The 18,590-nt window shown below is 61.3% G+C and carries 18 protein-coding genes and 1 pseudogene; 13 read left to right on the top strand and 6 right to left on the bottom strand.

The features are described 5' to 3' along the window. The first annotated feature begins 65 nt into the window (after positions 1–65). The 3 genes from IPM84_20445 to IPM84_20455 all read left to right on the top strand — a co-directional run bounded on the left by IPM84_20445 (position 66) and on the right by IPM84_20455 (position 3,281). Positions 66–347: a hypothetical protein gene (locus IPM84_20445; GenBank protein ID MBK9095081.1), complete on the top strand. Its 282-nt coding sequence runs from the start codon at positions 66–68 to the stop codon at positions 345–347. Positions 348–372: 25 nt separating this feature from the next. Next, positions 373–612, top strand: a complete 240-nt coding sequence (locus IPM84_20450) for a type II toxin-antitoxin system RelE/ParE family toxin (protein MBK9095082.1) — start codon at positions 373–375, stop codon at positions 610–612. Positions 613–713: 101 nt separating this feature from the next. After that, positions 714–3,281 (top strand): right-handed parallel beta-helix repeat-containing protein, encoded by a 2,568-nt coding sequence (locus IPM84_20455; protein ID MBK9095083.1) that lies wholly within the window; start codon positions 714–716, stop codon positions 3,279–3,281. Positions 3,282–3,665: 384 nt separating this feature from the next. Here the strand turns inward: IPM84_20455 and IPM84_20460 are convergent, their stop codons facing one another. The 3 genes and pseudogenes from IPM84_20460 to IPM84_20470 form a co-directional block, all read right to left on the bottom strand. Further along, positions 3,666–4,529, bottom strand: coding sequence for an amino acid ABC transporter permease (locus IPM84_20460; protein MBK9095084.1), 864 nt, complete (start codon positions 4,527–4,529; stop codon positions 3,666–3,668). A gap of 289 nt (positions 4,530–4,818) precedes the next feature. Continuing rightward, the gene (locus tag IPM84_20465) at positions 4,819–5,601 is read right to left on the bottom strand and encodes a transporter substrate-binding domain-containing protein (GenBank protein ID MBK9095085.1); all 783 of its coding nucleotides are present in this window, start codon (positions 5,599–5,601) and stop codon (positions 4,819–4,821) included. Further along, positions 5,584–6,522, bottom strand: a pseudogene (locus IPM84_20470) (transporter substrate-binding domain-containing protein). The gene IPM84_20465 and the pseudogene IPM84_20470 overlap by 18 nt, the downstream one beginning before the upstream one ends. A 335-nt stretch (positions 6,523–6,857) precedes the next feature. On the opposite strand from IPM84_20470, the gene IPM84_20475 reads away from it, so the two are divergent. The 4 genes from IPM84_20475 (at position 6,858) to IPM84_20490 (ending at position 10,749) form a co-directional block, all read left to right on the top strand. After that, on the top strand, positions 6,858–7,154 hold the full coding sequence (locus IPM84_20475; GenBank protein MBK9095086.1) for an HNH endonuclease: 297 nt from the start codon (positions 6,858–6,860) through the stop codon (positions 7,152–7,154). A 170-nt stretch (positions 7,155–7,324) separates the two neighbouring features. After that, positions 7,325–8,524 (top strand): acyl-CoA dehydrogenase family protein, encoded by a 1,200-nt coding sequence (locus tag IPM84_20480; GenBank protein MBK9095087.1) that lies wholly within the window; start codon positions 7,325–7,327, stop codon positions 8,522–8,524. A 28-nt stretch (positions 8,525–8,552) separates the two neighbouring features. Then, positions 8,553–9,629: a phosphotransferase family protein gene (locus IPM84_20485; GenBank protein MBK9095088.1), complete on the top strand. Its 1,077-nt coding sequence runs from the start codon at positions 8,553–8,555 to the stop codon at positions 9,627–9,629. Positions 9,630–9,741: 112 nt separating this feature from the next. Beyond that, the gene (locus IPM84_20490; GenBank protein MBK9095089.1) at positions 9,742–10,749 is read left to right on the top strand and encodes a hypothetical protein; all 1,008 of its coding nucleotides are present in this window, start codon (positions 9,742–9,744) and stop codon (positions 10,747–10,749) included. Positions 10,750–10,841: 92 nt separating this feature from the next. Here the strand turns inward: IPM84_20490 and IPM84_20495 are convergent, their stop codons facing one another. Next, complete coding sequence (locus tag IPM84_20495) at positions 10,842–12,050, bottom strand: acyl-CoA dehydrogenase family protein (protein ID MBK9095090.1); 1,209 nt, start codon at positions 12,048–12,050, stop codon at positions 10,842–10,844. 261 nt (positions 12,051–12,311) lie between these two features. On the opposite strand from IPM84_20495, the gene IPM84_20500 reads away from it, so the two are divergent. Both IPM84_20500 and IPM84_20505 read left to right on the top strand, forming a co-directional pair. Then, the gene (locus IPM84_20500) at positions 12,312–12,509 is read left to right on the top strand and encodes a cold shock domain-containing protein (GenBank protein MBK9095091.1); all 198 of its coding nucleotides are present in this window, start codon (positions 12,312–12,314) and stop codon (positions 12,507–12,509) included. A 33-nt stretch (positions 12,510–12,542) separates the two neighbouring features. Continuing rightward, the gene (locus tag IPM84_20505; GenBank protein MBK9095092.1) at positions 12,543–12,962 is read left to right on the top strand and encodes an RNA-binding protein; all 420 of its coding nucleotides are present in this window, start codon (positions 12,543–12,545) and stop codon (positions 12,960–12,962) included. A 221-nt stretch (positions 12,963–13,183) separates the two neighbouring features. On the opposite strand, the gene efp is transcribed toward IPM84_20505, so the two are convergent. Then, the gene (efp, locus tag IPM84_20510; GenBank protein ID MBK9095093.1) at positions 13,184–13,744 is read right to left on the bottom strand and encodes an elongation factor P; all 561 of its coding nucleotides are present in this window, start codon (positions 13,742–13,744) and stop codon (positions 13,184–13,186) included. A 180-nt stretch (positions 13,745–13,924) separates the two neighbouring features. On the opposite strand from efp, the gene IPM84_20515 reads away from it, so the two are divergent. Both IPM84_20515 and IPM84_20520 read left to right on the top strand, forming a co-directional pair. Beyond that, a complete protein-coding gene (locus tag IPM84_20515) occupies positions 13,925–15,208 on the top strand; it encodes a S41 family peptidase (GenBank protein MBK9095094.1) in 1,284 nt (427 codons plus the stop codon). A 127-nt stretch (positions 15,209–15,335) separates the two neighbouring features. Further along, the gene (locus tag IPM84_20520; protein ID MBK9095095.1) at positions 15,336–16,634 is read left to right on the top strand and encodes a zinc ribbon domain-containing protein; all 1,299 of its coding nucleotides are present in this window, start codon (positions 15,336–15,338) and stop codon (positions 16,632–16,634) included. Positions 16,635–16,684: 50 nt separating this feature from the next. Here the strand turns inward: IPM84_20520 and IPM84_20525 are convergent, their stop codons facing one another. Beyond that, positions 16,685–17,200 (bottom strand): hypothetical protein, encoded by a 516-nt coding sequence (locus tag IPM84_20525; protein ID MBK9095096.1) that lies wholly within the window; start codon positions 17,198–17,200, stop codon positions 16,685–16,687. Positions 17,201–17,477: 277 nt separating this feature from the next. Here IPM84_20525 and rpsL point away from each other — a divergent pair, with 277 nt between their 5' ends. Both rpsL and rpsG read left to right on the top strand, forming a co-directional pair. Continuing rightward, complete coding sequence (gene rpsL / locus IPM84_20530) at positions 17,478–17,948, top strand: 30S ribosomal protein S12 (protein MBK9095097.1); 471 nt, start codon at positions 17,478–17,480, stop codon at positions 17,946–17,948. Positions 17,949–18,035: 87 nt separating this feature from the next. Continuing rightward, positions 18,036–18,506 (top strand): 30S ribosomal protein S7, encoded by a 471-nt coding sequence (gene rpsG / locus IPM84_20535; GenBank protein MBK9095098.1) that lies wholly within the window; start codon positions 18,036–18,038, stop codon positions 18,504–18,506. Positions 18,507–18,590 lie beyond the last annotated feature (84 nt).

Below are 18,590 nucleotides of genomic sequence, written 5' to 3' on the forward strand. Positions count from 1 at the left end.
ATCGCTGCACGGTTATGGTACAATCCGTTCACCATGTCACGATGACCACACTAAGGGGGGGCCGGATGACAGCATTATCTCTTTCGGAACTGGGCCGGCGGACAACGGACGTGAAACGCTTGCTGGCTGAATCACCCGTCGTCGTGACTGACAATGGTCATAACATCGGGGCTTTGATCGGGCTTGATCTCTGGGCGCGCCTACAGGAATGGCTTGAGGATGAAGAAGACAACCGAGCAGCCGATGCCATGATGGTACACATTAAGGCGGGCGAAGAGACGTACTCGCATGAGGAAGTGTGGGCGCGTATTGACGCGCTAGAGGCGGCTGGTGCGTTACCGGACTAGATACTCCAAAGAAGCGGATCATAGCTTGTTGCGCGTGCCTGGCAACTATCGTCAGCGGTTTAGACGTATCATCTCGGAGTTGGCCGATGATCCCGAACCAACTTATTCTGAAGCCTTACGCGGCCATCCCAATCGGCGCAAAATCAAAGTTGACGGCTGGCGCCTGATCTACCAGGTCGAACCTGATACGCAGACGCTCTGGATTTTGCGGATCAGACTGAAGACAGGCCCGGAAACCTACGAGGGCCTGGACGCGCTAATGTAGTGACGGACGTCGGTCACGCCAGCCATACGGCTCGACAGAACACCGGCGCACCTTGCCAGGGCATCTCTCGGATTCCATTCTCGCTGGAAGGAGCACAGAACATGCGCCCCAAATATCTCGTGACCATCCTCGTTCTGCTGGCGCTCATGCTGTCAGCATCGCCCGCACACGCCGGCGGTATCGTCAGTGTCTGCGACGAAGCACACTTACTGGCGGCGCTGGCTGGCGGCGGTACGGTGACCTTCAGTTGCAGTGGCACGATCACCTTGACAGCCACGATTACGATCTCAACCGACACCACCATTGACGGCAGTGGCCAGAACGTTACTATCAGCGGCAATCATGCGGTGCGAGTGTTCTACCTGAGTGCAGGAGTTACTCTCAACCTGAATCAACTCACCATTGCCTATGGGAGCGCCGCTGGCGGCGCCGTCGGCGGCGGCATCTACAGCCTGGGCATCGTGACCGTGTCTAACAGCACTTTCTCCGGCAATAGCGCCTACAGTGGTGGCGGCATCTTCAATGCTGGCAATGGCGGAGTAACCGTGAGCAGCAGCACCTTTTCTGGCAATAACGCTGACAACAGTGGCGGCGGTATCTATGCTGGTAACGGTATGGTGAGCGTGTCTTATAGCGCCTTCTCCGGCAATAGCGCCGCCTATGACGGCGGTGGCATCCATAGCTACAGCGGCGGCGCGGTGACCGTGAGCAACAGCACCTTTTCCGGCAATACGGCCGGCCGAGGAGGAGGAGGCATCTACAGCCACAGCGGCGGCACGGTGGCCGTGAGCAACGGCACCTTCTCCGGCAATAGCGCTGTCGGTGGTGGAGGAGGCATCTATAGCTACAGCGGTGGCACGGTGACCGTGAGCAGTAGCCTCTTCTCCAACAACAGTACTGGCGGCGGTGGCGGCGGCATCTACAGCGGTGGTCCAGTGACCGTGAGTAACAGCAACTTCTCTTCCAATAGCGCATATCGGGGTGGCGGCATCTACAGTGGTGGCACCGTGGCTGTTAGCAACAGTATATTTTTCGGCAGTAACGCTGGTTGGGGCGGTGGTATCTATAGCGGTGGTCCAGTGAACATGAGCAACAGCACGTTCTCAGGCAACACCGCTACCTACGATGGCGGCGGCATCTACAACGCCGGCAGCGGCACGGTGACCGTAAGCAACAGCACCTTCTCCGGAGGTAGCGCCAACTGGGGCGGTGGCATCTACAACGCCAACAACGGCGAGGTGACCGTGAGCAACAGCACCTTCTTTAACAACGACGCTCACGGCGGCGGCATCTACACATTCAGCGGCATGGTGATCGTGAGCAACAGCACCTTCTACAGCAATAGTGGCTACGAAGGCGGCGGCATCTATAATAGATACGGCACGATGATCGTGCGCAATACGACGTTTTCTGACAATACGGGTGGCGGCATCTACAACGAGGCCGGCATGACAACGCTGAAGAACACGATCGTCGCCAACAGTCCCATGGGAGGCAATTGCACCGGCGCCATCACCGATGGCGGCGGAAACTTGAGCTATCCTGATGTCACCTGTCCCGGCATCAACGGCGACCCGAAGCTTGGCCCCTTGCAGAACAATGGCGGTCCCACGCAGACGATGGCACTGCTCCCGGGCAGCGCCGCACTGGACGCCGCGAACGACGCCATCTGTGCGGCTCCCCCGATCAATAACCGCGACCAACGCGGCGTCATTCGTCCCCAGGGCTTGCACTGTGACATCGGCGCGTACGAAGCAGAACAGGCGCCGACACCGACGCCCACCGCCACGTTTACCCCCACCGCGACACCTACCGCAGTTCCACTCACCCCTACCTCGACACCCACCATCCGCCCCCTCACCTCCACCCCGACGCCCACCGTAGTCCCACTCACTCCCACCGCGACACCCACTATAAGCCCGTTCACCCCTACGCCGACTCCTACCGTCGGGTCGCTCACGATCTTCGACCGCGAAGCCGAAAACAACACCTACACGGAACCGATGACTCACGGCGAAGATGCCAGCGCATCGGGGTGCTATTACCTTTATGACCCGGTTGGTTGGTCTGAGGGTAATGTCACCATGAATTTCAACATCAATCGTTCGGATAACTACTGGTTGTGGGCACGCGGCATGGGAATCGCCTTCACGCGCAACTCATTCTGGGCCTATGTCGACAATGGCCCCCAGATGTGGTACGAGATTCCACAATTCAATGAGCAGTGGCAATGGGGCTGGGACCTGGTGCATGATTTCAATCAGCCGGTGGCGCCCTTCTACTTGAGTTCGGGCATACATACGATCCGCTTCCAGGGGCGCGAGCCTTACACGCGTCTGGATCGAGTGCTCCTGGTCAATAGCTCAAACTACATTCCCACCGAGTTCAGTCCATGTGTCACGCCGTCGCCCACGCCCACCAACACCCCGACGCCGACGGCGACTCCCATGGTGACACTGACGCCTACGTCAACCAACACGCCGACGCGGACGCCGACCAGAACACCAACGCCGACGTCAACCAACACGCCGACGTCAACTCGGACCGGAACACCGACTGCCACGCCTACACCGACGTGGACCCCGACCGCGACGTCAACCTGGACGCCAACCCCCACGGCGACACCGGTGTCGGCGCCTCGGCTGTACCTGCCGATCGTCAGCGGATAGGAATTTCGCTGGCGGAATATCGGCTCTGGAAACCAATGAACTGGGCGTCTCTCAATTTGCCGGCCAAGTCCACCGAGGGGTGGACTCTGTAATCCGCTGCAGCAACTTGCTGTCGTCTGGCCCGCCTCCAACGTTAAATGCGCCTCGATGCCCTTGACGCAACCAGGAATTCCAGATGTAGCACACATTCAACCACCCGGGAAGACAGAGAACACAAAGAAACAGCAGATCAGACGCCAATCGGTAGCCTCTCTGCGTTCTTTGTGATCTCTGTGGTCAAAAACCCAGCCACATTTGGAACTGCCTGACCTGTATGCCAGGGGCAGCCTGCGCGGGCTGATTTCGCGTTCATGGCTGCTGCGGCACTGCCTGCCGAGCGATTGCTCAGCGCAGACGCTGTCTGCTGCCGTCGTGCCCGGCCACGGGGGTCCGTTTTTCCAGATAGCGCACGAACAGCGAGAGCCCAATCGTCATGACCAGGTAGAGATAGGCCACGACGTTGTAGGTTTCGAAGAAGCGGAAGGTGCTGGCGGAGTAGACCTTGCCGAGCAGGGTGATGTCCTGCACGCCGAGCACGGAGACGAGCGAGGAGTCCTTGAGCATGGCGATGAAATCATTGCCCAGGGGCGGCAGGACACGCCGCACGGCCTGTGGCAGGATGATGTAACGCATGGCCTGCCAATAGCTCATGCCCAGGCTGCGCGCGGCCTCCACCTGCCCGCGCTCGATGGACTCGATGCCCGCGCGGAAGATTTCGGAGATGAACGCGCTGTAGCCCACGGTGAGCGCGATGATCGAGCGCACCGTGAAGTCAAGCCCGCGCACACTCAGCCCGGCCAGCGGATCGCCCAGGATGCCCAGGCCAACCCCTTGCAGCGCCTTGCCCAGCAGATTGATGCCATCCACCAGCCCCGGCGCGCCCACGAAGGCGATGTAGTACAGAATCACCAACATGGGCACGCCGCGCATGATCTCCACGTAGAACGACGCCACCTCACGCACCCAGCGTTGCCCGGACACCCGCGCCAGGCCAAGCAACAGCCCCAGCAGCAGCGAGAGCGCGAACGCGATCAGTGAGACGTAAAGCGTCACCCACATCCCCGCGGCAATGGCCGTGAAGATGACGTGATAGTCTTGATTGGTGATGATGCTCCCCAGCAGCAGCAAGCCGAGGAAGACCGTCATCACCAACCAATACGGAATTTGGCGCCAGCGTGCGGCCAGGGAAGTGCGCGCGTCAGGTTCCATCTAAAATCCTTCATAGACAGGATGCACAGGATGGACAGGATTTCTTTTCTGTCGCCAGCCAAACGATCGGTGTCGGCAGCCAGCAATCCTGTGCATCTTGTCAATCCTGTCTATTCTCGTCACTGCTGGGTCTGCCTGGAATTCAGACAGGATTCACAGGATTGACAGGATATTCGAACTCTCGTGCCGATAGTTTTGCACACCACAGAGCAAGAATCCTGTACATCCTGTTCATCCTGTCCAAATCGGCCTGCAGGGTGAGCAGTTACCTATTCTCTGTGCTCTCCGCTTACTTCGCCGAAGCGTCGAACAGGAAGAACCAGCGGTTGCTCAGGTGATCGAGGAAACCGTCCTGTTTCATGCTGCCAATCGCCTGGTCGAAGGGAGTGCGCAGGTCGGACTTGGGGGTGAAGATGAAGCCGAAGTCTTCGCCGGCCAGGGGATCGCCGATCAGTTTGAGCTTGTCGGGGTTGGCGCCGATGTAGCCGCGGCTGGAGGCCTTGTCCATCAGCACCATATCCACATCGCCCGTGATGAGGGCCTGCACGCTGGCGCCGAAGGTCTCGAAGAGGATGATGCGCGGGTTCTTCTCGTCGCCGTCGAGCACGCTGTAGACCGCGGCGTAGAAGTTGGTGGTGCCGGCCTGCGAGCCGATCAACAGCTTGGGATCGGCCTTGAACTGCTCCGGCGTGCTGAAACGGGTCTCGTCCGCGCGCACCAGCATGAACTGCTCCGAGCGCAGGTAGGGCGCGGAGAAGTCCACCTCTTTGGCGCGCTCCTCGGTGATGGTGATGCCATCCATGCCCACGTCGAACTGGCCGTCCTTGACCGCAGCGATCATCGTGTCCCAGGAGGTGACCTGCCAGTCCACGGTGCAGTTGAGACGGCGGCAGATTTCGGCAATGGCGTCGTACTCCCAGCCCATGGCCTTGCCCGTTTTGCCGTCAATGAAGTTCAGCGGCGGGAAATCGTTCGCCGTCACCGCCTTGATCTGGCGCCCTTTCAGATCGGGCAGTTGATGGTACGCGTCATTGCCGGCCGGATCGGCCAGGAAGAACCAGCGGCTGCTCAGGTAGTCGAGATAGCCATCGGCCTTGAGCGCGGCAATCGCCTGGTCGAAGGGAGTGCGCAGGTCGGACTTGGGGGTGAAGATGAAGCCGAAGTCTTCGCCGGCCAGGGGATCGCCGATCAGCTTGAGCTTATCCGGGTTGGCGCCGATGTAGCCGCGGCTGGAGGCCTTGTCCATCAGCACCATGTCCACATCGCCCGTGATGAGGGCCTGCACGCTGGCGCCGAAGGTCTCGAAGAGGATGATGCGCGGGTTCTTCTCGTCGCCGTCGAGCACGCTGTAGACCGCGGCGTAGAAGTTGGTGGTGCCGGCCTGCGAGCCGATCAACAGCTTGGGATCGGCCTTGAACTGCTCCGGCGTGCTGAAACGGGTCTCGTCCGCGCGCACCAGCATGAACTGCTCCGAGCGCAGGTAGGGATCGGAGAAGTCCACCTCTTTGGCGCGCTCCTCGGTGATGGTGATGCCGTCCATGCCCACGTCGAACTGGCCGTCCTTGACCGCGGCGATCATCGTGTCCCAGGAGGTGACCTGCCAGTCCACGGTGCAGTTGAGGCGGCGGCAGATTTCAGCGATGGCGTCGTACTCCCAGCCCATGGCCTTGCCCGTCTTGCCGTCAATGAAGTTCAGCGGCGGGAAATCGTTCGCCGTCACCGCCTTGATCTGGCGCCCCTTCAGATCGGGCAAGTTGTTGTAGGCGGTCACGTCCACGTTGGTGGCGGGCGGCGCAACGGTGGGGGATGCCGCGGCCGGGGTATCGGTGACTGCGGGCGCCGGCGGCGGCGGCAGGGTGGGGACGGCGGCGGCTGTTGGGGCGGCCGGCTGTGCGGTGGCGGTAGGCTGCGCCGCTGGCGTTGCGGGGCTGCACGCAGTGAGCAGCAGGCCCAGGATCAACAGCAGGCTAAACAGAGAGGTTCGTTTGCTCATGGTCTTCTTCTCCATCTTCTTCTCCATCTTCTTCTCCATCTTTTTCGTGTCATCCAAGCGGCGCCTCCGCGCCCGGCGCCGGGCGGATCGTATGCACCGTTGTGCGGAAGTATACCACCGCGGTGGGCTATGTCCCAGATTTGATGGTTTCGGCGCAAACGGGCGCCGTGCGCAATCACCGTTGCGATGCCTGGGTTTACCCGTCAGTTATCCATGCCCCAGCCCACGCAAGTGGGCTTCGCAGCCGTTGCAGCGACTTGCAGTCGCCGGGCCTGCGGGTGTATACTGAACGAGATCATCCTGCTCGATATCGGCAGCCCTGACGAGGTGTACCCATGAATAGATCAAGCAAAACGAAAACTGCCTGTGTCTATTGCGGCAGCGACAAGGATCTCACGGTCGAACATGTCGTGCCTATCTCGCGCTGGCGTGAATTTGGTGTTCGTCGGCGGGTGTTAGACAATGATTCCAATCGGGTGCATGCTTGTCTCAAGTGCAATGCGGAGAAGGGGGCGATGCTGCCCCGTGAGTGGTTCCACCTGCACCCGGAATACAAGGAGCGGTTTGTGCATGAAGCCAGGTACATCTCAGATGCCGTCAAGCGCATTGTTGGTCTGAGTGTGACCCGGTAAGACTCGCCCCTGTGTTGGTGCGGTTAAGGCGATTGGTTTGTGCCACGAATTGCCGCGAATTGATGGTTGGGTGATGTTCTTGCCTTCCTGCGTTGGCGCGGCTAAAATCGTTGGTGAAGTTGTGCCCTCCCATTCATGCGCCTGCAAAGGAGACGTTATCACGCGTGGTTATGACCGACCTACCTGCTTTTCTGGCCCAGATTCGGGCCTTTCGTGACGAACACCTGTTGCCCCTGGAAGCGCCCATGCTGCAAGCGGGCGTTGACGCCATTCTGCCCCGCCTGGATGAGCTGCGCCGCCTGGCGCGCCAGCTTGGTATCTGGGCGCCGCACCTGCCTCCCGCCCTGGACGGCGCTGGCCTTTCTCTGACCGCCTTTGCCCAGGTCAGCGAGGAGTTGGGGCGCAGCCCCTTCGGCCACTATGTGCTGAACTGCAACGCGCCCGACATCGGCAACCAGGAACTCTTGCTGCACCACGGCACGCCCGCGCAACAGGCCACCTACCTGGCGCCCCTGGCCCGCGGCGAAATCCGCAGCGCCTACGCCATGACCGAGCCTGAGCACGCCGGCTCCAACCCGGTTTGGCTCAGCACGACCGCCGCGCGCGACGGCGCCGATTATGTGCTCAACGGCCACAAATGGTTTGTGACTGGCTTCGAGGGCGCCGACTTCGTGATTGTCATGGCCGTGACCAACCCTCAGGCGCCCAAGCCGCACCAGCGCGCCAGCCAGATCATCGTGCCGCGCGGCGCGCCGGGGGTGGAGCATGTGCGCAAGATCAAGATCATGGGTGAAGAAGGCGCTGGTTGGGCCAGCCACAGCGAGTTGCGCTTTGTGAACTGCCGCGTGTCGGCCAGCAACCTCATCGGCGCGGAGGGCAGCGGGTTTGCCCTGGCGCAGGAGCGCCTGGGGCCGGGCCGCGTCCATCACTGCATGCGCTGGATTGGCATCTGCGAGCGCGCCTTCGACCTGATGTGTACGTACGCGGCCACCCGCGAACTGGCGCCGGGCAAGCTGCTCGTGCAACAGCAGTCCGTGCAGCACGCCATTGCCGAGCGTCGGGCCGAAATCAACGCGGCGCGGCTGCTCGTCATGGACACCGCGGCCAGGATCGAGGCCCTGGGCGCGCATGGCGCGCGCGTAGATATTTCGCTGATCAAGTTCTATGTGGCGAATGTCCTCAACCGCGTGCTCGATAGCGCCATCCAGGTGCATGGCGGTCTGGGCGTGACCGATGATACGATGCTGGCATTCTGGTATCGCCACGAGCGCGCGGCGCGCATCTACGACGGCGCGGATGAAGTTCATAAGACCGTCGTCGCCCGCCAGGTGATGAAGGCCTATGGCGTTGACATCTCGATCCTGGCCTGAGAGCCAGGCTGCGCCCAAGGAGTGAGCCATGATTGACGAGGCCCGCGCAGTGCGGCCCGGTGAACAGCTTGATGCCGAACGCCTGGCGGCCTTTCTGACGCAAAACCTGCAGGGCGCAGGCAGCGTCCTGCAGGTTGAACAATTTCCCAGCGGCTTCTCCAACCTGACCTACTTGCTGCGGCTGGGCGAGCGCCAACTCGTCCTGCGCCGGCCGCCGTTTGGCGCGGCCGTCAAGTCCGGTCATGACATGGCGCGTGAGTATCGCATCCTGCGCACGCTGCGGCCCGTTTACCCCAAGGCGCCCGCACCGCTGCTCTACAGCGACGATCTGAGTATCATTGGCGCGCCCTTCTATATAATGGAACGGGTCAGCGGAGTCATCCTGCGCAACCGCCTGCCGCCGGGCCTTAGCCTGACGCCCGGCCAGATGACCGCGCTGTGCCACGCGCTGATTGATAACCTGGTGGCCTTGCATCGCCTTGACCTGCACGCCACCGGCCTGGCCGACTTGGGCCGGCCCGAGGGCTACGTCCAACGCCAGGTCAGCGGCTGGATCAGGCGCTATGAAAATGCGCTGACCGATGATGTGCCTGCCATGACGCAGGCTGGCGCCTGGCTGCGCGCTCATCTGCCGCCAGACCAGGGCGCAACCGGCGCCGCGCTCATCCACAATGACTACAAGTTCGACAACGTGGTGCTCGATCCAGACGACCTGACGCACATCCGCGCGGTGCTCGATTGGGAGATGGCCACGGTGGGTGACCCCTGGATGGATGTGGGCACCACGCTCGGCTACTGGGCGGAGGCCGGCGATCCTGAGATACTGCGCAATTTCGGCATTACCGCGCTGCCTGGCAACCTGACGCGGCAGCAGTTTGTGGATGTCTACGCCGCCGCCAGTGGGCGCGAGATCGGCCATGCCCTGTTCTACCTGGTGTTCGGCCTGTACAAGGTGGCCGTGATTGTGCAGCAAATCTATGCTCGTTACCGACAGGGGCATACGCAGGACCCGCGCTTTGCTCGCCTGATCCACCTGGTGCGCGCCAACGGAGAAATGATGACGCGGGCCATCGAGACGCAGCGGCTGTCGGGGTTGTTTGGTTGAAGAGACCGGAGACCGGAGACCGGAGACCGGAGAACGGAAGAACTCCCTTTTTCCACGAAACCCGATCTCTGATCTCTGATCCCTGATCTCTGTTCTTAGATCGGAGGGTGTGATGGGTGAGACTGAGAGGCTCGGCACAGGACATGCGGCGAATATCGGAGGGATGGATGGGGGCGAGGAGCAGGCGGCGCCTGTTCGCAGGGCATCCTCGCGACGAAAAGTATCTGCGACGGCGTCAGGCGGAGCGGAAGCACGTAGCAAGCGAGTAGCCAAACCCACCGGCGCGGCGGGGTCGAAGACGACGACGCGGCGTAAGGCGGCGGAGGATCAAACCGGCGCGGCGGGGTCGAAGACGACGACGCGGCGTAAGGCGGCGGAAGATCAGACCGGTGCAACCAAGCCGAAGACGACAACGCGGCGTAAGGCGGCGGAGGATCAAACTGGCGCGGCGGGGCCGAAGACGACGACGCGGCGTAAGGCGGCGGAGGATCAAACCGGCGCGGCGGGGTCGAAGACGACGACGCGGCGTAAGGCGGCGGAGGATCAAACCGGCGCGGCGGGGTCGAAGACGACGACGCGGCGTAAGGCGGCGGAGGATCAAACCGGCGCGGCGGGGTCGAAGACGACGACGCGGCGTAAGGCGGCGGAGGATCAAACCGGCGCGGCGAGGCCCAAGACCACGGCGCGACCGCGCACGAGCGGCGTGCGCCGTGGCAGCGGCGCAACCGCCAAGCCAGCGACGACTCGTCCCGCCACAGGCCGCAAGGCAACGCCGCGTACCGGCTCGACGCTGGATCAGGACCTGGCACAGCATGCGGCTGAAACCTACACCGAGGCTGATTTGGAGGCCGGCAAGAAGTTGGCCGTGTCTATTGTGAGCAAAACGGTTACGAGCGGTGGCCTGGCGTCCCTGCTGAGCGTGTTGATGCCCGGCGCCGGCGCGGCCGCGGGTGCGGGCGGCTTGACGGCCTTGTTATCCAAACTGAGTGCGACGTATGGGGATCTCAGCGCGCAGGATCAAAAACACCTGCGCGCCGTGGTGGCTTGGGTCAAGGGTGGATTTCATCTGAAACTGGAGCCGTATACTGCAAGCGGGCACGAATTGCGCCTGTTTCCGTAGGCGGAAAAGTGAAGTCTATTCCCGCTTGCAGTATAGTTGACCAAAATCACGTCCCCGGTGTTGCCGGGGACGTGTGTCTTGGCGGGTCTTGCTTAGCTTTCCCACACTGCGGGATCGTACGGGGGCAGTTCACAGCGCAAAGGGGCGTTGCTGCGATAGCCCAGCGCGTAACCGGCCTGCATCAGCATGTGGATTTCGCTTGTGCCTTCGTAGATGATGGCCCCGCGCGAGTTGCGCAGATAGCGCTCCACGTCGTACTCATCGCTGTAGCCATAGGCGCCGTGAATCTGGATGGCTTCGTGCGCCGCTTGAAAAGAGGCATCGGTAGCAAACCACTTGAGCAGCGACGTCTCCTGGGTGTTGCGCAGTCCCATGTTCTTCATCCAGCCGACTTTGAGCGTCATCAGGCGGCCATATTCGTAATCGCGCACCATCTTGGCGATTTTCTCTTGCACCAGTTGATGTTTGCCGATCTCTTTGCCAAACGCCCGGCGCGAAGTGGCGTAGCTGGTGCTGGCTTCCAGGCAGGCCCGAATCAGCCCCACCGCGCCGGAGCCTACTGTGTAGCGGCCGTTGTCCAGGCAGGACATGGCGATCTTGAAGCCTTCACCTTCTTCACCCAGGCGATTGGCGACCGGCACGCGCACATCCTGGCAGTTGACCCAGCCGGTCGAGCCGGCGCGCACGCCCAGCTTACCGTGGATGTCGCCCCGAGTCACGCCTGAACGATCGGTCTCGATGATGAACGCGCTGAGCTGATCGTGCGGGTCCGGCCGTTCTGGGTTGGTGCGCGCCACCCACAGGATGTGGTGCGCCTTCGTGGCCAGGGAAATCCACATCTTTTCGCCGTTGACGATGTATTCATCACCGTCGCGTCGCGCGGTCGAGGTCATGGCGGCCACATCGCTGCCGACGCCTGGTTCTGTCAGGCCAAACATGGCATACTTCTCGCCTTTGGCCTGTGGCGCCAGGAATTTCTGCTTCTGCTCCTCGGTGCCCCACTGCAAAATGGCCAGGCTGTTGAGGCCCACGTGTACTGACATCACCACGCGCAGGCTGGTGTCCATCGCTTCCAGTTCTTCGCACACCAAGCCCAGCGTAATGTAGTCAAAGCCCTGGCCGCCGTACTTTTGTGGGATGCAGATGCCGAGGATGCCCAGATCGGCCATGCGGGACAAGATGCTGGGGTGCATCTGCTGGCTGCGGTCGGCATCCTTGATAATGGGCGCGATCTCCCTGTGAACGAAGTCGCGCACCATCTGTTGTGCCTGTAGATGTTCCGGGGTCAATGCGAAGTCCATAAATGTCACTCCTTTGTGAACCGATTGCGTTGGCAGTCGAACTTCTACACAGTATACCATATGATTTTGCATTAGGCGTATTTTGACGAGTTCTCGCATCTGTGCTAGAATGTCGTTCTGTAGGTTGCAGTAAGCATCTGTTCGGACGTGGTGAACGCTGTCAGGCTTGCAAGGCCGGGTGGCGTTTTTGTTTTCCCGTCATCAGGTCCATCACCTACAGATATCGGTTTGGGAGGTTGCGCAGCGTCAGTGGAAAAGCGCATGGTCGGAACGGTCAAGTGGTTTAACGGTGCCAAGGGGTACGGATTCATCCTCCAAGATAACGGTGAAGACGTTTTTGTGCACTACTCCGCCATCCAGTCGGATGGCTTCCGCACGCTTCAGGCGGGTGAGCGTGTTGAGTTCGAGCTCCGTCAAGGCGCTAAAGGCGTCAATGCCGCTAGTGTAGTTAGAATCTAGTTTTCGTGCCTGAGGGCAAAGGTGAGTGATTTGATGAGTACCAGGTTGTATATTGGGAACCTTCCCTATACCATGACGGACAACGACCTTGCGCAACTGTTTAGCAGCGCTGGGGAAGTTAAGACGGCGGAAGTCGTTCGTGACCGCGAGACTGGCCAGAGCAAGGGCTTCGGTTTTGTGGAAATGAAGGACGCGCCAGGCGCAGAGAAGGCCCTGCAAATGAATGGGGCTTCGTTCCAGAATCGCCAGATTCGGGTTGATGCTGCTCGCCCACGTGAACCGCGTGAAGGTGGTTTTGGCGGCGGTGATCGCGGCGGCGACCGCGGTGGTTTTGGCGGTGGACGCCGCAGCTTCGGCGGCGGTGGTGGTAGCGGCGGCGGCGAGCGCCGTGGGTTCGGCGGCGGCAGCAGTGGCGGCGGCGGCGGCAGGCGCGGTGGCGATCGCGATCGCTAAGCAATAGCAGGAACGTCGGTTAACCGGCACCCTTTGTAAATCGAACACCCGGAGCCATCAAGCTCCGGGTGTTTTTTGTCCAAGCGGCGGGCTTCTGCGCAGAAGTAACTGCTCAGGCGGCCCCCTGCCCCCAATCCTGGGGGAAAAAGCATTCGGCTCCCCCAGGGTTGGGGGCAGGGGGGCACTGGGCCTGGCACGTTCGCCCGTGGCCCCTTGCAGTCTTACTTCACGCGCTCAATGTAATCGCCCGTGCGGGTATCAATCTTGAGTGAATCGCCCTGGTTGACGAAAGAAGGCACGGTGATGATGCCCCCGGTTTCTAACGTTGCTGCCTTAGTCACGTTGGTCGCTGTGTCGCCACGAATCGCATTCATGGTCTCCGCCACCTTCAAGACGACGAAGGTTGGCAAGTCCACACTGAGCAAATTTTCGCCTTCCATCACCACGAAAGCTGAATCGTTCTCGCGTAGAAAGCGTGCCTTATCACCCATCATGGCCTTCGTCACCATAATCTGTTCGAATGTCTCTGGGTCCATGAACACGAAGTCATCGCCGTCGCGGTAGCTTAACTGCATCGCGCGGCGGTCCACACGCACCAGGTCAATCTCGGAGCCGGCGCGTACCCGGTCTTCGACCACGCGACCGGTTTTCAAGCTCTTCAGGCGCAGACGCACAAAGGCGCGCCAGTTGCCGGGGTTGATGTGCTGGTATTCGATCACTTCGCACAGATCGTCGTTATAGCGAATGATGTTGCCTGTTTTCAAATCAGATGTTGTTGCCATGTCTCTCTTTGTCCCTATGTGACTCCGGGCGCCTGCTCACGGTCTGGGCGCCGCGCTCGTGCTAACATTTTGGCCTGACATTATCGCACGAGAAAGAAAGATGGGCAAAAAGAGGCCTTTCACGCGTTGCCAACCGTTGGGTTCTTGACCCGCGCGACAGAGGGAGTTCCAAAAAAAACAATGACCAATCAACGTCCCAGTCTGCCTGGCTGTTTGCTGGCCGTGGCAGCCTTCTTCATTCTGTTTGCCGTGATTGCCCCCACCAGCTTTCTTGTCGGCGCCATGCTGGAGCGCAACGGCACGCTGCCCGGCTCCACCGCCGACCAGATCAACGAAGGGCCGCCTCAATACCAAATCCTGTGGCAGGCACGCGAGATCATTCAGAACCATTACGTGGACCGCACCGCGATCGAGGAGCAACGCCTGGCCTATGGGGCCATCTCCGGCATGGTGGAAGCCCTCGGTGATACCGGGCACAGCCGCTTCCTCAGCCCGGAGATGATGCAAGCCGAAAGTCAGGCCCTGTCCGGTGATTTCGAGGGCATCGGCGCCGAATTGACCACCAAGGATGGCATGCCCGTGGTGGTGTCACCGATGGAGAATTCACCGGCCGAGCGGGCCGGTATACGTGCTGGCGATGTCATCGTCGCGGTGGATGGTGAAGACACCACCGGGATGGCGCTGAGCAACATCATCCAGCGCGTGCGGGGGCCGAAGGGCACGACGGTGGTTCTCTCCGTTTTGCATGAGGGCGACAACCAGGTGACGGACATCCCGATCGTCCGCGCCAAGATTCCGTTGATCAACGTCTCGGCCCACATGATTCCGGGGACGCAGGTGTTGCTTGTGCGCATCGGCTCGTTTAGCGAGCGGGTCAGCGATGATCTGAAGACGGCGCTGCAACAGGGCAAAGTGGATGGCGCACAAAAAATCATTCTTGACCTGCGCAACAGCCCCGGTGGTTTGTTGGATGAAGCCATCGCGGTCGCCAGTCAATTCTTGGGCGATGGCCTGGTGATGCAGGAACAGGACGCACAAGGCAACCGCAAACCGTTGGCGGTCAAGCCCGGCGGCGTGGCCCTCGATATGCCGCTCGTGGTGCTGATCAACCAGGGCACGGCCAGCGCGGCCGAAATTGTCAGCGGCGCCCTGCAAGACCAGGGTCGCGGCCAGTTGATCGGTCAGACCACCTTCGGCACGGGCACGGTGCTCAATCAGTTCGAGTTGGATGATGGCTCTGCGCTGCTGCTGGCCACACGCCAATGGCTAACGCCCAACGGCCGCGTCATTTGGCACCAGGGCATCGAGCCGGACATCACCGTGGTGTTGCCGATGGATGTCATGCTCATCACCCCCTCACGCTTGCGGACGATGACGCCTGAGGAATTCCAGGCGGCCCAGGACGTTCAACTGCAAAGGGCGCTCGAAACCCTGGACAAGGCGCCCAACACCGCCCACCGCTAACTTTGTTTTTCGAGACACCCGGTTTCCCTCAGAAACCGGGTGTCTGTTCTGGCGCGTGTTCAGATTTGCAGGTTGCCGCAGGGTAGTGCATACTGAGTGCCCATATGCCTTGTGCAGGAGGAAAGCTATGCAGTGTCCAATGTGTCAAGCAGAGATCGAGGACGGGAGCGGAGAATGCCCTGAATGTACGCAGGCGTTGTGCCCGGCGTGCGGCGCGGCGGTCAGTGCGGAGGATGACGCGTGTCCGGTGTGTGGCGTGGAATTCATGCTGACCTGCCCCAACTGCGGCGCCGAGGTAGAGCCGGATGCCCTGGCCTGCCCGCAGTGTGCTACGGAATTCACCTTCCCGTGCCCATCGTGCGGCGTACCGGTATTCGAAGGCAGTGACACTTGTCCGGCCTGTGATGCTGATCTGTGTCCGGACTGCGGCGCCCTGCTGCCAGAGGATGCGCTGCAATGCCCCCGTTGCGGGCTGGAGTTCGATCTCGCTTGCTCTGCCTGTGGCGCCCAGATTGCGGCGGGAACTCGCCTGTGTCCCACCTGCGGCGCTTCGCTGATGGAAGACGCCGATCCTTCATTCTCGAACTCTGCAAACTCCACGAACCTGGCCCCTGCGCTCTCGGATGTTCCGGGAATTTTCGGCAGTCGCACGGCAGTAGAATCCGGGCCGGGGATCAGCGCGATGTTCGAGCCGCCCACAGGCCGCTGCCCGCACTGCGGGGCGGATGTGTTCCTGGAACAGGGAAGCTGTCTGGCATGCGGGCAGCCGTTTTGCCCGCGCTGCGGCGCCACTGTGGGCGAGGCCGACGGCCTATGCGAGGCCTGTGGCTTGCTGTTGGAGTTTGCCTGCCCGGATTGTGCCTTTACGTTGCTGACCCAGGCCAGCGAGTGCCCCAACTGCGGACGTTCATTTGTGCGGGTGTGCCCGCGCTGTAACGCCCGCGTGTTTGGCGAGGTGACGGCGTGCGACGCTTGCGGCCAGGCGTTCGACCTGGCTGGGCGGCCGAGTGGTGAGGTTTTTGGCGTGGGCGGGGTGCTCGTCATGGTGCGCTGTCCCACCTGCCGGGCCGAATTTCCCCTGGCCCGGGGCTTCTGCCAGGCCTGCAGGCATCGTATTTGTACCCGCTGTGCCCTGGTTCTGGTGCATGAAGAAAACGCCTGTCCGCGCTGCGGACAGGTGGCCGCGCCTGCGCCCACCTTTGCCTGCCCACAGTGCGCCACCCGCTTGCCGGCGGGCAGCAGTGAATGTGGCGTCTGCGGCGTCAGCCTGTGTCCGCAGTGCCAGCATGTGGTGGACGCAGATGCCACACGCTGTTTTGCCTGTGGCGCGCACTTTTCCCTGACCTGTGATCATTGTGGTGGTGAGGTAAGTGCCGCTGACGTGACCTGCCCACATTGCGGCGAGCGCTTCGAAGAAGAGGTGTGAGGCGAGCTGACTGGGCCGCGGTACGGCACTTCCGGTCTGGCGGGGGCAAGTCACGTGACCGTGCGTGAGCGCCGCACCGGGGCCGCCACGTACAGGATGCTGCCCAGGGTGCCGAGGATCGTAGCCACCACGATGGTGAGGAGCGCGACCAGCGCTGCCAGTACGAAGATGCCGCTGGTGCTGAAAACATCGGCCGGCGCCAGGCCCAGCGAAAGCACCAGGTCGGAAATGGCGGGGGGCAGTTGCGCCAGAATGGCCTCACTGCCGCCGGTCAAGGGCAGTGCCACCGGCACCGTAGCCAGACCTATCACGCCATCGGCCAGGCCTGTGATCAGGCCGGCCAGAAAGCCAGCCTGTGCGCTGCGCTGCATGGCGCTGCGCGGCATGAAGGCTTGTGGGCGGCTGCGCAGTTGCAGATGGGCCGCCAGCATGCCGACGCCCAGGTACAAGAAAAGGCTGACCGGCATGATCAGACAGCCAAAGAAGGGAATCAAGGCGAGCAACGAGAAAACGATGCTCGCGGCTGCTCCCAAGAAACCGGCGCGAATGCCGGGGTGACGTGTCACGGCAAGCTCCCCATGTGTTATTGTGGGGCCGATTATACCATGTTCTGACACGCAGCTTGAAATCGGCCATGCGAACGTAACGGGCAAATTTGACCAGTCACAAATCTGTGGTTATAATGCGCCCTATGATAGGGCTGACGATACAACGTCGGCCCTTTTTCCCGCCTCGCTCCCGTTCCGCTGCGTGCGGACGATGGGAATGGCGCCGGTAAAGGCCTCAGGCCTGGCGCGCGGGCGGTTTTGTGTTGCCTGAGGCCAGTCATCGCGGAGGAAGAAATTGCCTACCATCAATCAGTTGGTCCGTAAGGGCCGCCTGCCCCAGAAGGCCAAAGAAAAGGCGCCGGCGCTGCGTTTTTCATACAACGCGTTGAGCGGCCGGACACAGCGTATCAAGACTGGCAACCCCTTCAAGCGGGGCGTATGTACGCAGGTCCGTACGACTACACCGAAGAAACCGAATTCGGCGCTGCGCAAAATCGCTCGTGTACGCTTGACGAACGGTATCGAAGTCACAGCCTACATTCCAGGTGAGGGTCATCGCTTGCAGGAACACTCGGTTGTGTTGGTGCGGGGCGGTCGTGTCAAGGACCTGCCCGGCGTGCGCTACCACATCGTGCGTGGGGCGCTAGACACCACCGGCGTCGAGAACCGTAAGCGCGGTCGTTCCAAGTATGGCTCCAAGCGCCCGAAGGCCGGTCAGGCTGTCAAGGGCAAGAAACCAGCCACCCTGGCCAAGGGCAAGAAGTAACGAGAATGACGGCTGTGGAGCGGCATGGTTGCCTTGTTGTTGGAGGCAGTTGCCGCCCTGTATCCGGAATCTCCTGCGGAGGTTTGTATGTCAAGACGAAATCGAGCCGAGCTTCGACCGATTATTCCAGATAGCCGCTACAGTAATGAAACACTGACGCGGTTGATCAATCGCATCATGCAGCGTGGCAAGAAGAGCGTGGCCGAACGCATTGTCTATTCGGCGCTCGACATCATCGAGGGTAAGACCAAGAAAGCGCCGATGGACACCTTTGAATCTGCGATGCGCAACGTGACGCCGACGCTTGAAGTCAAGCCACGGCGTGTGGGTGGCGCAACCTACCAGGTGCCGGTGGAGATCGAGCCAGAGCGCCGCGGCGCGTTGGCCATGCGCTGGCTGGTGCAGGCGGCGCGCAATCGCCCGGGCCGCACCATGGCCGAAAGGTTGGCCAGCGAGCTGCTCGATGCAGCATCCAACCAGGGCAATGCGATTAAGAAGAAGGAAGATACGCATAAGATGGCAGAGGCCAATCGGGCCTTTGCACACTATCGTTGGTAATTTTTCGTCCGTAAAACGCCGCCACCCTTGTGGGGGGAGCGCCTGGAGACGGATCAATTGGATTGACCGTCGTTCGTGGAAGCG

This window comes from Candidatus Amarolinea dominans (assembly GCA_016719785.1).
In the GTDB taxonomy this organism is placed as follows: Bacteria; Chloroflexota; Anaerolineae; order SSC4; family Amarolineaceae; genus Amarolinea; species Amarolinea dominans.